Below are 12,754 nucleotides of genomic sequence, written 5' to 3'. Positions count from 1 at the left end.
GGTTGCTTGGGGGTGGGTTGGTTGGGGGTGGCTGGTTCGGGGTGGTGATCGACACAGGGGGTGGGCGCAGAATCGTGGGTATGCTCGCCGCCATGCCCACGCCCCCCTCCGCCACCGCGCGGGACGAACCCCTCATACGGGATCGCGGCGACGCCTGCCCCGGCGCGCTGCGCCTGCACGCCGCCGATGACGGGTACCTGGCGCGGGTCCGGATCCCGGGGGGCCTGCTGACCGCCCCACAGGCCTCGGTACTGGCGCTGGCCGCCGACCGGTTCGGGGACGGGCACCTGGAACTCACCTCGCGCGGGAACGTGCAGCTGCGCGGGCTCGCCGAAGGCTGCGGCGCGGGGCTGGCCGAGCTGCTGGACGCCGCCGGACTGCTGCCCGCCCCCGGCCACGAGCGGGTACGGAACATCGTGGCGACCCCACTGTCCGGGATCTTCGGCGCGGATCGGCCCCATGTGACCCCCTGGGTAAGGGAATTGGACCGGCTGCTGTGCGCGAGCGCCCGGGCGACGGCCCTGTCCGGACGGTTCCTGTTCGCCGTCGACGACGGGCGCGGGGACGTCGCCGCGCTCGACCCCGATGTCACCGTGCTCGGCGGACCGCGGGGTCGGGCGCTGGTCCGGCTCGGCGCGGCCGACGACGCCGTGGAGGTGGACGCCCCCGACGCACCCCGGGCCGCGCTGCTCGCGGCCGAGTACTTCCTCGACTCCGCGGACGCCTCCGGCTCCCGCGCCTGGCGGGTGTCCGAACTGCCCGCCGTACACGCCCTGGATGCCGGGGAGTTCGCGGTACGGCTCGGGGCGGCCGGGATCGCGGCGGTCCGTGTTCCCGAGGTGGCCTGGCCGTACGCGCCACCGCCCAAGCCCTGGGGGCCCGGTGGCCCCGGTGACCGGACGCCGCTGTGCGTCCTGCCCCCGCTCGGCCGGCTCACCGCCGACCAGTGGCGCGTGCTGGTGAGCGTCGCAGCCGCAGGAGAGGGAGACGGCGAGCTGCGGATCACCCCCTGGCGGAGCATCGTCCTGCCCCGGGCGAGCACCCGGCGGCCCGTCGACGGCTACGCGCAGCTGCTGGCCGCCGGCCTGTCCGTGGCGCCCGACGGCCCCTGGGAGTCCGTCACCGCCTGTACCGGGCAGCCGGGCTGCGCCAAGGCGCTGTCCGACGTACGCGCCGACGCGCGGGCCGTCGTAGACGCGGACGGTGGGGCTCCGGCCGGGCCCGCCGGCGCGCCCGTGCACTGGTCCGGGTGCGAGCGCCGGTGCGGGCATCCGCGCGGCACCGCGTGGGTCGACCTCGTCGCCACCCCCGACGGGTACCGGCTCGACGGACGCCCGGTGCCGCCCAACGAACTTGCCCAGGCCGTCGCCGACGCGCGCAGCCGACCCCGAGTGTCCGAAGACGCAGTGAAGAAATGAGCGAGTACACCGTGTTCGAGTACGAGAAGGACGGCGCCGAGATCTACCGCCAGTCCTTTGCCACGATCCGCGCCGAGGCGGACCTTTCCGGGCTGCCCGCCTCGGTCGCCCAGGTCGCGGTGCGCATGATTCACGCCTGCGGGATGACCGACCTGACGCGGGACCTGGGCTACACGCCCGAGGTCGTCCTGCGGGCCCGCGCGGCCCTGGAGGCCGGTGCGCCGATCCTGTGCGACGTGCAGATGGTCGCCAGCGGGGTCACCCGCAAGCGGCTGCCCGCCGACAACCAGGTGATCTGCACCCTCTCCGACCCGGCCGTGCCGGAGCTCGCCGCGAAGATGGGCACGACGCGCAGCGCCGCCGCCCTCGAAGTCTGGCGGGACCGGGGCCTGTTGGAGGGAGCGGTGATCGCCGTCGGGAACGCGCCGACCGCGCTCTTCCGGCTGCTGGAGATGATCGGGGAGGGCGCCCCGCGCCCCGCCGCGGTCATCGGGGTCCCCGTCGGATTCATCGGCGCGGCCGAGTCCAAGGACGCCCTCGCCGAACACCCCTCCGGGCTCGACCACTTGATCGTCCGGGGCCGGCGCGGCGGCAGCGCCATGGCCGCGGCCGCCGTCAACGCCATCGCGAGCGTGGCCGAATGAGCCCCGCCGCCGACCGCACCGCTCCGGGACGGCTCTACGGAGTGGGGCTCGGGCCCGGCGACCCCTCGCTGATGACGCTGCGCGCCGTCGAGGTGATCGCGGAGGCCGACGTGGTCGCGTACCACTCCGCCCGCCACGGCCGCTCGATCGCCCGCTCCATCGCCGCGAAGCACCTGCGCGCCGACCACGTCGAGGAGCCGCTGGTCTACCCGGTCACCACCGAGACCACCGACCACCCCGGCGGCTACCAGGGTGCGATGGAGGAGTTCTACGAGGCCTCCGCCGCCCGGCTCGCCGTCCACCTGGACGCCGGCCGCACCGTCGCCGTCCTCGCGGAGGGCGACCCGCTCTTCTACAGCTCGTACATGCACATGCACAAGCGGCTCTCCGACCGGTACGAGACCGAGGTGATCCCCGGGGTGACCTCGGTGAGCGCCGCGGCCGCACGGCTCGGCACCCCGCTCGTCGAGGGCGAGGAGGTGCTGACGATCCTGCCCGGCACCCTCTCCGAGGAGGAGCTCACGGCCCGCCTCGCCGCCACCGACTCGGCGGTCGTGATGAAGCTCGGCCGCACCTTCCCCGCCATCCGGCGGGCCATGGAGAACAGCGGCCGGCTCGCCGAGGCGCGCTACGTGGAGCGCGCGACGATGGCGGGGGAGCGGACCGGCGTGCTGGCCGACACCGACCCCGACTCCGTCCCCTACTTCGCCGTCGCCGTGGTGCCCAGCCGGATCGGGAACCCCGGCAGCGTGCCGTCCGGGCCCGGAGAGGTCGCCGTCGTCGGCACCGGGCCGGCCGGGCCGCTGTGGCTCACCGCCGAGACGCGGCGGGTGCTGGCCGACGCCGAGGTGCTGGTCGGGTACACGACCTACCTCGACCGGGTGCCGGTCAAGCCGGGCCAGATCCGGCACGGCTCGGACAACAAGGTCGAGTCGGAGCGCGCCGAGTTCGCACTCGACCTCGCCCGGCGCGGCAAGCGGGTGGCCGTGGTCTCCGGCGGCGACCCCGGGGTCTTCGCCATGGCCACCGCCGTCCTGGAGGTCGCGGGGCAGCCCGAGTACGAGGACGTGCCCGTACGGGTGCTGCCCGGGGTGACGGCCGCCAACGCGGCGGCCGCCGCGGCCGGTGCCCCGCTCGGCCACGACTACGCCACCATCTCCCTCTCCGACCGGCTCAAGCCGTGGGAGGTCATCGCGGAGCGGCTGCGCGCGGCCGCCGCGGCCGATCTCGTACTGGCCCTGTACAACCCGGGCTCGCGCAGCCGGACCTGGCAGGTGGCGCAGGCCCGCGAACTCCTCCTGGAGCTGCGCGCACCGCAGACCCCGGTGGTCGTCGCGCGCGACGTGGGCGGGCCGGAGCAGTCGGTCCGGATCGTCACGCTGGCCGAACTGGAGCCGTCCGAGGTGGACATGCGGACGATCCTGCTGATCGGCTCCTCGCAGACCCAGGTCACGGAGCGGCCCGACGGGTCGAGGGTGACGTGGACCCCGCGCCGGTACGGTTGACACGTGCCGGGCGGCGAACAGGTGTGAGCCCCGGGGCGGTTGGCCGCCCCGGGGCTCACCGGGTTCAGGGGGCTCCGCGCGTTAGCCGGTCTTGACTTCGAAGCGCACGGACCGGACCAGGAGGTCGTCGCGCGCCGGGTTGCCGTGCGCGCGCAGCCTCCACTCGGGGCCCTCGCAGTTGGCACCCGCGTAGACGACCACGGCGGAGTCCGTGTCGTTGTGCGGGCCGTAGCCGGGCTGCTCGTCGTCGTCGGCGACGGCGTAGAGGTTGACGCACTTGCCGCTGTGCGGGTCGTGCAGGGTGACGTGCTGCTCCTGACCGTATCCGTCGACGTACTTGTAGTGGAAATAGCCTTCGGCGGCGAGGGCCGAACCGGGCAGCGACAGGACCAGGGCGAAGGCCGCCATGGCGGCGGCGGCGGTGGTGCGGAGCTTCATGAGGGAGTGGATCTCTTTCCGTGCGGGCGGGTCGGGCAGTGCGGGCACGACCCTAGGAGGGCTCCGAACGGCGAATCGATCCTCCGCGATCCCTCGGCGTGGCGGGTGCCGCGCCGTCCGGCCCCGGCCCTCAGCGGGACAGCCAGGTCCGGACCTCGTCGACCGAGCCGGTCTGCGGGACGCCCTGCGGTACCGGCGGGCGGCGGACGACGAGGACCGGGATGCCGGCCTCGCGGGCTGCCGTGAGTTTGGGGGCGGTGGCGGAGCCGCCGCTGTCCTTGGTGACCAGTACGTCGATGCGGTGGCGGGCGAGCAGCTCCCGCTCGTCGGCGAGGGTGAACGGGCCTCGGGCGAGCAGCACGTCGAGGCGCGGCGGCGCGGGGGCGGCCGGGGGGTCCACCGAACGCACCAGGAACCAGGGCTCGGTGAGGTGCGCGAAGCTGTGCAGGCCCATCCGGCCGGTGGTCAGGAAGGCGCGGGTGCCGAGGTCCGGGAGCAGGGCGGCCGCCTCGGTGAGGGAGTCCGCGAAGTGCCAGTCGTCCCCGGGGCCCGGGGTCCAGCCGGGGCGGCGCAGGGCGAGCAGGGGTACGCCCGAACGGGCCGCGGCCCCGGCCGCGTTGAAGCTCATCCGCTCCGCGAAGGGGTGCGTGGCGTCGACCAGGTGCGTGACCCCGTGGGCGGCGATCCAGGCCGCCAGGCCGTCGGGACCGCCGAAGCCGCCGATCCGGGTCTCGCCGGGCGGGAGCACCGGGGACGCGACCCGGCCGGCCAGCGAGGTGGTCACCCGGGGGGAGCCCGGGGCGGCGGTCAGCTCCTCCGCGAGGCGGCGGGCCTCCGTGGTGCCGCCGAGGATCAGGACGTGCCGACCCGGACCGGCCGGATCAGCAGACATGCCGGTCGCGCTCGGCGGAGTACAGGTGGCTGTCGCGGAACTGCTCGGCGCCCAGGGTGCGGCCCACCAGGATGACGGCCGTGCGGACCAGCCCGGCCTCCTTCACCTGGGCGGCGATGTCGGCCAGCGTCCCGCGCAGGATCAGCTCGTCGGGGCGGCTGGCCATCGCGACCACCGCCGCCGGGCACTCGGCCCCGTAGTGCGGCAGGAGTTCGTCCACGACCCGGTCGACGTAGCGGGTGGCCAGGTGCAGCACCAGCAGCGCCCCGCTGCGGCCCAGCGTGGCGAGGTCCTCGCCGGGCGGCATCGGCGTGGCCTGCTGGGAGATCCGGGTCAGGATCACGGTCTGGCCGACGGTGGGGACGGTCAGCTCCCGCTTCAGCGCGGCGGCCGCCGCGGCGAAGGCGGGGACGCCGGGGACGACCTCGTAGGGGATGCCGGCCGCGTCGAGCCGCCGCATCTGCTCCGCGACGGCGCTGAAGACGGAGGGGTCGCCGGAGTGGAGCCGGGCCACGTCCTGGCCGGCCGCGTGTGCGCGTACGCACTCCTCGATGATCTCGTCCAGGTTCAGCTGCGCGGTGTCGATCAGGCGGGCGTCCGCCGGGCATTCGGCCAGGAGCTCGCGGGGGACCAGGCTGCCCGCGTACAGGCAGACGGGGGCGGCGGCCAGCGTCCGGGCGCCGCGCACCGTGATCAGGTCGGCGGCGCCGGGGCCCGCACCGATGAAGTACACGGTCATATCGTCTGGTCCACCAATTCGGGTTCGGGATGGGGCTTCGTAACGGACCACTGGGTGACGGGCATCGCCTGGCGCCAGCCCGTGAAACCGCCGACCGGTACGGCGTGCGCGACGGCCAGTTTGACCAGTTCCCCGCCGTGGCGGCGGTAGCGGTCGGTGAGGACCGCCTCCGACTCCAGGGTGACGGTGTTGACCACGAGCCGGCCGCCGGGGGCCAGCGCCTCCCAGGCCGCGTCGAGCAGGCCCGGCGCGGTCAGGCCGCCGCCGATGAACACCGCGTCGGGGGCGGGCAGCCCGGCGAGCGCGTCGGGCGCGGAGCCGGTGACCACGCGCAGGCCGGGCACGCCGAGCGCGGCCGCGTTGCGGGTGATCCGCGCGGCCCGCTCCGTCACCCGCTCCACGGTCACCGCCCGGCAGGAGGGGTGCGTGCGCATCCACTCGATGCCGATGGAGCCGGAGCCGCCGCCGATGTCCCACAGCAGTTCGCCGGGGGCGGGGGCGAGGGCGCACAGCGTGGCGGCGCGGACGTGGCGCTTGGTGAGCTGGCCGTCGTGCTCGTAGGCGGTGTCGGGCAGGCCGGGGGTCGCGCCGAGCCGGGGGGCCTCGGCGCGGGGGTCGCGGCGGCAGTCGACGGCGACCACGTTGAGGGGGTCGCCGGGCGGGTGCTCCCAGCTCTGGGCGAGGCCCTCGTACGCGTCCTCGTGCTCGGAGCCGAGCTGTTCCAGGACCCGCATCCGGCTGGGACCGAAGCCCCGCTCTCGAAGCAGAGCGGCGATCTCGTTCGGGGTCGGTGCTCCGGCGCTCAGCACCAGTACCCGCCGGCCCTCGTACAGCGCGGCCGCGAGCCGGGCCACAGGGCGGCCGACCACGGTGACCACCTCGGTGTCCTCCACCGGCCAGCCGAGGCGGGCGCAGGCGTAGGAGACGGAGGAGGGGTGCGGCAGGACGTGCAGGGCGTCGGGGCCGAGCTCCTCGGACAGGGCGCGGCCGATCCCGTAGAACATGGGGTCGCCGCTGGCCAGCACCGCGATGCGGCGGCCCGCGTGCTCCGCCATCAGCTTCGGCACGGCCGGGCGCAGCGGGCTGGGCCAGGCCACCCGGGCGCCGCCGCACGCCCCGAGCGGGAGCAGGTCGAGCTGCCGGGGCCCGCCGATCAGCACCTCGGCCCCGGCCAGCGCGGCCCGGGCGGGGGCGGTCAGCCCGTCCCAGCCGTCGGCGCCGAGGCCGACGACCGATACGGGTACGGGGGGCGGTGCGGAGCTCACTGGGTGGACCTCGGGGTACGGGAAGCGGGTGGACCCGCAGCCTACTGGGCCCGCCCCGGGCCCCTGGCGGGCGGGTCCCGGGCTGGGCGGGTCCCGGGCTGGGCGGGTCCCGGGCCGGGCCGGGCCGGGGCCGAGATCTATCGCACCGCCGTGAAGAACGTGGTCAGCACAGGCGCGAGGGCGTGTGGGTCGACGCTGTGGTTCTGGCCGGGGAAGGCGTGCAGGGTGTAGTTGTCCCCGTGGGCGGCGAGTTCCTTCGCCCCGTTGGCCATGTACGGCTCGCCCGCACTGCCGTAGCCGACGAGGACGGGCACCTTCACGGACCGCCAGCGGTCGGTGGGCAGCGGCCGGCCGGCCATGGTGTCGGCCATCAGTCGACCGTCGTAGGGCAGGGTCGGGGCGGCGGCCTCCCACGCGGCCCAGACCGGGCTCTGCCGCATCTGGGCGATGGCTTCGTCCGGCATGGCCAGGCCCACGGTCAGGAAGTGGGTAAGGGCCTCGGTCACATCCCCCCGGGCGACGAGCGCCTTCATGCGGTCGACGTAGCCGGCGGTCAGCGGTGGGCGGGTCCGGTCGACGATGAACGGCGGTTCGTACAGGGCCAGGGCGGACACCGCGCTGCCCCTGGCCACGGCCTCCAAGGCCAGGACGGCTCCGGAGGACATCCCGAAGAGCAGCACCGGCCCGCCCACCCGCTCGATCAGCGCGTCCAGGTCGTCGACCTCGCGCTGAACGTCGTAGACGGGCCCGTCACCGCTGTCACCGCGGCCCCTGCGGTCGTAGTTGACGACGCTGAAGTCGCCTGCCAGCAGCGAGGCGAGCGGTGCGTGCCGGACCCGGGTCATCAAGGTGCCGCCGACGAGAATCAGCGCCGGACCCGCCTCTCCGTGCCGCTCACCAGCGATTGCCGTGCCGTCTGACGAGACCACCTTGAACATGTCGAACCCCCTGCTCTCGAAGCCGCTCTGGCCTCGGTACGACGCGGCACCGGACCGGCCGGAGGGGCGGCCCCGAGCGGTCAACGACCCCTGTCAGTACGGTAGATCCGGGATGTACCGCGGTGACCTGTACGGACGACCAAGATCACGCACCGGCCACCTGGTCGAACCGCCACACAGCAGCCGGACGTCGCCGTGCCCCGGTGGGGCGTCGGGAGTAGGGTGCGGGGGCCGGCGGGCCGTGGGGGCTGTCGGGACGGGAGGAGCTGCCATGGCCGGCTGGAACGCTGCCCGGATGCCGGATCAGAGCGGGCGAACGGCCGTCGTCACCGGAGGCAACAGCGGGATCGGCTACGCCGCCGCCAGGGAGCTCGCGCGCCGCGGCGCCTCGGTGGTGCTGGCCTGCCGGAGCGCGGCCCGGGGGCGGGCGGCCGAGGTCGCCATACGGGGTGAAGTGCCGTGGGCGGACGTGGAGTTCATGCCGCTTGACCTCGCCGATCTGGCCTCCGTGCGGGAGTTCGTGGTCGTGTACGGGCGGCGGAGCGGCACCCTCGACCTCCTCGTCAACAACGCCGGCGTGATGGCGCTGCCGTACGGGCAGACCGCGGACGGGTTCGAGACGCAGTTCGGGGTCAACCACCTCGGCCACTTCGCCCTCACCGGACTTCTGCTGCCCCGGCTCCTCGACGCCCCGCCCGGGGCCCGGATCGTCAACCTCTCCAGCGGCTTCCACGCCCTCGGGGACGTGGCGCACGACGACCTGAACAGCAGGCGCGATTACCGTCGTTGGATCGCGTACGGGCGTTCCAAGAGTGCGAACCTGCTCTTCACCCACGAGCTCGCCCGCCGACTGGCGGCCGCCGGGTCCGGGGTCGTCGCGGCCGCCGCCCACCCCGGCTACGCCGCAACCAACCTGCACGTCGGGGCGACCCCGCAGGCCGGTTCCACCCTCACCTCGCGGTTCACCGCCGCCGCCACCGCTGTCGGACATGCGATCGGCGCCACCGTCATCGCGCAGTCCGCCGCCTCCGGTGCGCTGCCCACCCTGTACGCGGCCACCGCACCCGGGGTCCGGCCCGACGAGTTCATCGGGCCGCGGCTCGGCTGGCGCGGCGCGCCCGTCCGCTCCCTGCGGGCGAAATGGACCCTGGACGACAAGTCCGGCGAACGGCTCTGGGGCGCCTCCGAAAAGCTCACCGGAGTCTCGTACACGTCTCTATCGCGCTGAATCCCCGAGGGCTAACTTGCTACTCGCCAGTCACTTCAGGCTGTCGCGTCGCATCACGCCGCATCCCCCTGGGAGAGCCATGCGCAGATCCGCCCTGCCCGTGCCCCTGTTGGTCCCGATGCTCGTCGCCCTGGCCGCGGCCCTCGCCGCGGCGCTCGTCGCCACCCTGATCGCGGCCCCGGCGGCGCGGGCCGTACAGGGGGCGGAGGCCGCCGCTCGTGCGGAGCGGCGTACACCGGTCGTTCTCGTGCACGGCTTCGGGGACACCGCGGCCTCCCTCGACGGCCTGGAGGACCATCTGCACGCCCAGGGGTGGCTCTCCAGCGACCTCGCCGAGTTCGGCTACGACTGGGCCGCCACCAACGACTCCAACGCCGCCCGCTTCGGCGCCTTCCTCACCGAACGGTTCGGCAGCCGTCCCGTCGATGTGGTCGCTCACAGCATGGGCTCGCTGCTGACGCGCAAGTACCTCAAGGACGGCGGGAGTTCCCGGGTCCGCGCCTGGGTCTCGCTCGGCGGTCCCAACCACGGGGCGGGGGACGCCGCGCCCTGCGGACCCTTCGCCACCTTCTGCGACATCCACGCGGCCTCGCTCGCCGACATGACCCCGGGCAGCCCCTTCCTGAACTCCCTCAACGCGGGCGACGAAACCCCGGGCACCACCCGCTACACCACCTTCAGCTCCACCTGTGACCAGCAGATCCCGCCCGGAGACAGCCGCGCCCCGCGCTCCACCGAGCTGGCCGGCGCCGTCAACCACGTCCTGCCGGTGGGCGACAGCGGCTGCCCCTCGCACTACGGGCTGCTCGGCAACGACTGGGTGCGCCGGCAGATCGTCGCCGAGTTCTCCAAGGATCCGGTCGGCCAAGTGGAACTGAAGACCGGGCCGTTCCGGATCACCGTCGACTCGGCCCGGTTCACCTCCAGCGGAGAGAGCGGACCCGAGCTCTACGACGGGCTCACCCTGACCACCGACGGGACCGCCCGCTCCCTCTGGCACCGCGACCGGTCCGGCGCCACCGCCTTCCCCGACCACGACCCGTGGTTCGGGCTCGACGACTCCAGCAGGAGTCAAGTCTTCAGCGGCCGGGCGACCGTCACCGCCTACCTCGTCGACGCCGACTACAGCGCCGGGAACAACGACGACGTGATGGCCGCCGGCCGCGTCCACTGGGACCCGGCCCTCGGCTTCGGCCGGTTCACCGCCAAGATGGCCGGTGTGGACGGGGGCGAGGCCTCCGTCACCTACACCGTCACTCCGGTGCAGGGCGTTCCCGCCTGCCGGGTCCGGGTGGACCGGGCGGAGCTGACCTACTTCGACGACGGCACGACCCGTCCCGCGCTCTACGGGGACATCGCGGTCCGGACCGGCGACGGCGCCCGCACCGCCGTGTGGTCGCGCTCCGGCTCGGACCCGTCGACCTTCCCCAACCGGGGCGACCGCACCGACCCCGACCCGTACTTCTACCAGCGGGTCGGCTCTGGAACCGCGTACGGCCCCGGCCCGTTCGAGATCGGCGTCTTCCTCTGGGACTACGACGCCTCCTCGGCCGACGACCTGGTCGCCCGGGGCACGGTGGCCTGGGATCCGTACAGCGATCAGCCGGGGACCCGTACCAGCGAGTTCCGCGGGGGCGACGGAGGGCACGTGAAGGTCACCTGGACCGTCCTCTGCCCCTGATCCGGCGAAGGCCCGGAGGGGGGCGCGCCCCGGTATGAGCCCGTCCGCCCCCGTCGAGCCTCCGGGCGCCCCGTCCGGGCCCTGACCAGGCCGCCCCGTCCGGAGCCACACTCGGCGGCATGGACGACGACGCAACGGACAACCACCTACGTACCACCGGCCCGAAGATCGACGCGCAGGCCGATGAGCAAGCGGATTCACGCGCCGAGGACCATGCCGTGGTCCTCGGCGCGGGCATGGCCGGGCTGCTGGCCGCGCGGGTGCTCGCGATGCGGTTCTCCCGGGTCACCCTGATCGAGCGGGACGAACTGCCGCAGGGCGAGCCGGTGTTCCGGCCCGGGATACCCCAGTCCCGGCACACGCACGTCCTGTGGTCGCGGGGCGTCGAGCTGATCGAGCTGATGCTGCCGGGCACCACCGGCAAGCTGCTGGCCGCGGGGGCGGCCCTCGCCGACTCGCCGCGCGACTTCCTCTGGCTGAGCCCGGCCGACTGGTTCGGGCCGGTGCCGGGAGCCAGGGTCCTGCTCGCGAGCCGGGAGCTGCTCGACTGGACGGTACGCCGGGAAGTCCTGCGCAACCCCCGCGTGCGGATCCGGAGCGGTGCGACGGCCGCCGGACTCGTGGCCGGGCCGGAAGGCCGCACGGTGACCGGTGTGCGGCTGCGCGACGGCGAGCGGCTGGCCGCACGGCTCGTCGTCGATGCGACGGGCCGCACTTCCAAGGCTCCCGCCTGGCTCACGGAGATCGGCCACCCGGCGCCGCAGGTCACCCGCTACGACTCTCATCTCGGCTACTCCAGCCGCTACTTCGAGGTGCCGGACGATCCGTCCCGGCGCTGGCAGGGCCTGTACGTCCAGGGCCGGCCGGACCTTCCGCGCGGCGGAGTGCTGATGCCGCTGGACGGGAACCGCTGGCTGGTGACCCTCGTCGGGAACGGCGAACACGCCCCGCCCGTGCGGGAGGAGGAGTTCCTCCCGTTCGCGCGGAGCCTGCGCAGCCCGGCCCTGTACGACGCCATCCGGGACGCGAACCCGCTGTCCTCGCCCACCGCCTTCCGGAACACGGCGAACGAATGGCGCCACTACGAACGCCTGGAGCGCTGGCCGGCCGGCTTCCTGGTCCTCGGCGACGCCACCTGCCGCTTCAACCCCGTGTACGGACACGGCATGACGGTCGCCGCGCTCGCCGCGGAGGCCCTGGCCAAGGAGATCCGCACCCTGAACCCGGAGCAGATCGCCGCGGCCTCCCGCCGGATCCAGCGCCGGACCATCGCGGCGGCCGCCGTGCCCTGGCAGATCGCCACCAGCGAGGACATGCGGTACCCGGTGACGGAGGGGCCGCCGCCGGACCGGGCCACGCGGATCCTGCAGCGCTACATGTCCCGGGTGATGGCGGGAGCCAACACCGACCCGGCGATCGCCGCCCGCTTCTTCGGGGTGCTGTCGCTGACCAGCCCGCCGGGCACCCTGCTCGACCCGGTCACGATGCTCCGCGTCCTGTCCAAGCGGCACCTCCCGGCGACTCCGGAAACCACCGCCTACCCGGCCCACCACGGCCCGCCGGTGGAGCGGGGCGCGCGCCGGAACGCGTAGGGCGTGTCCTTCGGAGCAGGCCGGGCCCGCTCCGAAGGACACGCCTTAGGATCGGCCCATGATCGCCGAGATGCAGTGCGTGGTGCTGGACTGCCCCGACCCGGCGGCGCTGGCCGCGTTCTACCAGCGCCTGACCGGCGGTGAGGTCAACCGTCCGGACCGGCGCTGGGCGACCGACGCGACCTGGGCGACCCTGCACCTCCCGGCCGGCCAGGTCCTCGCCTTCCAGTACGCCGAGGACCACCGGGCGCCCCGCTGGCCGGACCCGGCCCAGCCCCAGCAGCTCCACCTGGACTTCGCCGTGGCGGACCTGGATCAGGCCCACACGGAGGTCGTGGCCTGCGGTGCCACCCTGCTGGACGGGGACCGGGCGGGCGAGGGCTGGCGGGTCTACGCAGATCCGGCCGGGCACCC

12 protein-coding genes are annotated in these 12,754 nt (G+C 74.4%); 7 read left to right on the top strand and 5 right to left on the bottom strand.

Annotated features, from left to right (window positions below; all coding sequences use genetic code 11):
* Positions 1-92 precede the first annotated feature (92 nt).
* The 3 genes from cobG to AC061S_RS43460 are packed head-to-tail and all read left to right on the top strand — an operon-like array spanning position 93 to position 3,567.
* Positions 93-1,418 (top strand): precorrin-3B synthase, encoded by a 1,326-nt coding sequence (cobG, locus tag AC061S_RS43470; protein WP_478691411.1) that lies wholly within the window; start codon positions 93-95, stop codon positions 1,416-1,418.
* Positions 1,415-2,062: a precorrin-8X methylmutase gene (locus tag AC061S_RS43465; protein WP_478691410.1), complete on the top strand. Its 648-nt coding sequence runs from the start codon at positions 1,415-1,417 to the stop codon at positions 2,060-2,062. Before cobG ends, AC061S_RS43465 begins: the two co-directional genes overlap by 4 nt.
* Positions 2,059-3,567 carry a precorrin-2 C(20)-methyltransferase gene (locus tag AC061S_RS43460; RefSeq protein WP_478691409.1) on the top strand — a complete coding sequence of 503 codons (1,509 nt, stop codon included), beginning with the start codon at positions 2,059-2,061 and terminating at the stop codon, positions 3,565-3,567. Before AC061S_RS43465 ends, AC061S_RS43460 begins: the two co-directional genes overlap by 4 nt.
* A gap of 81 nt (positions 3,568-3,648) precedes the next feature.
* On the opposite strand, the gene AC061S_RS43455 is transcribed toward AC061S_RS43460, so the two are convergent.
* The 5 genes from AC061S_RS43455 to AC061S_RS43435 all read right to left on the bottom strand — a co-directional run bounded on the left by AC061S_RS43455 (position 3,649) and on the right by AC061S_RS43435 (position 7,839).
* A complete protein-coding gene (locus tag AC061S_RS43455) occupies positions 3,649-4,053 on the bottom strand; it encodes a hypothetical protein (protein WP_478691408.1) in 405 nt (134 codons plus the stop codon).
* Between the two features lie 82 nt (positions 4,054-4,135).
* Positions 4,136-4,897 carry a cobalt-precorrin-6A reductase gene (locus AC061S_RS43450; RefSeq protein ID WP_478691407.1) on the bottom strand — a complete coding sequence of 254 codons (762 nt, stop codon included), beginning with the start codon at positions 4,895-4,897 and terminating at the stop codon, positions 4,136-4,138.
* Complete coding sequence (gene cobM / locus AC061S_RS43445; RefSeq protein WP_422519066.1) at positions 4,887-5,636, bottom strand: precorrin-4 C(11)-methyltransferase; 750 nt, start codon at positions 5,634-5,636, stop codon at positions 4,887-4,889. The genes AC061S_RS43450 and cobM overlap by 11 nt, the downstream gene beginning before the upstream one ends.
* Positions 5,633-6,901, bottom strand: coding sequence for a precorrin-6y C5,15-methyltransferase (decarboxylating) subunit CbiE (cbiE, locus tag AC061S_RS43440; RefSeq protein WP_478691406.1), 1,269 nt, complete (start codon positions 6,899-6,901; stop codon positions 5,633-5,635). The genes cobM and cbiE overlap by 4 nt, the downstream gene beginning before the upstream one ends.
* Positions 6,902-7,038: 137 nt before the next feature.
* Positions 7,039-7,839 carry an alpha/beta fold hydrolase gene (locus AC061S_RS43435; RefSeq protein WP_478691405.1) on the bottom strand — a complete coding sequence of 267 codons (801 nt, stop codon included), beginning with the start codon at positions 7,837-7,839 and terminating at the stop codon, positions 7,039-7,041.
* A gap of 271 nt (positions 7,840-8,110) precedes the next feature.
* Between AC061S_RS43435 and AC061S_RS43430 the strand changes: the two genes are divergently transcribed.
* From AC061S_RS43430 to AC061S_RS43415, 4 genes are all read left to right on the top strand, one after another.
* On the top strand, positions 8,111-9,067 hold the full coding sequence (locus AC061S_RS43430; RefSeq protein WP_478691404.1) for an oxidoreductase: 957 nt from the start codon (positions 8,111-8,113) through the stop codon (positions 9,065-9,067).
* Between the two features lie 79 nt (positions 9,068-9,146).
* On the top strand, positions 9,147-10,748 hold the full coding sequence (locus AC061S_RS43425) for an esterase/lipase family protein (protein ID WP_478691403.1): 1,602 nt from the start codon (positions 9,147-9,149) through the stop codon (positions 10,746-10,748).
* A gap of 119 nt (positions 10,749-10,867) precedes the next feature.
* Positions 10,868-12,340, top strand: coding sequence for an NAD(P)/FAD-dependent oxidoreductase (locus tag AC061S_RS43420; protein WP_478691402.1), 1,473 nt, complete (start codon positions 10,868-10,870; stop codon positions 12,338-12,340).
* Positions 12,341-12,398: 58 nt separating this feature from the next.
* Positions 12,399-12,754 (top strand): VOC family protein (locus tag AC061S_RS43415; protein ID WP_478691401.1); only part of this gene is annotated, 356 nt, incomplete at its 3' end.

The organism is Streptomyces sp. CA189, assembly GCF_056428985.1.
Note: the sequence above shows the minus strand (reverse complement) of the source record. Positions and strands in the feature narration are given on the sequence as shown.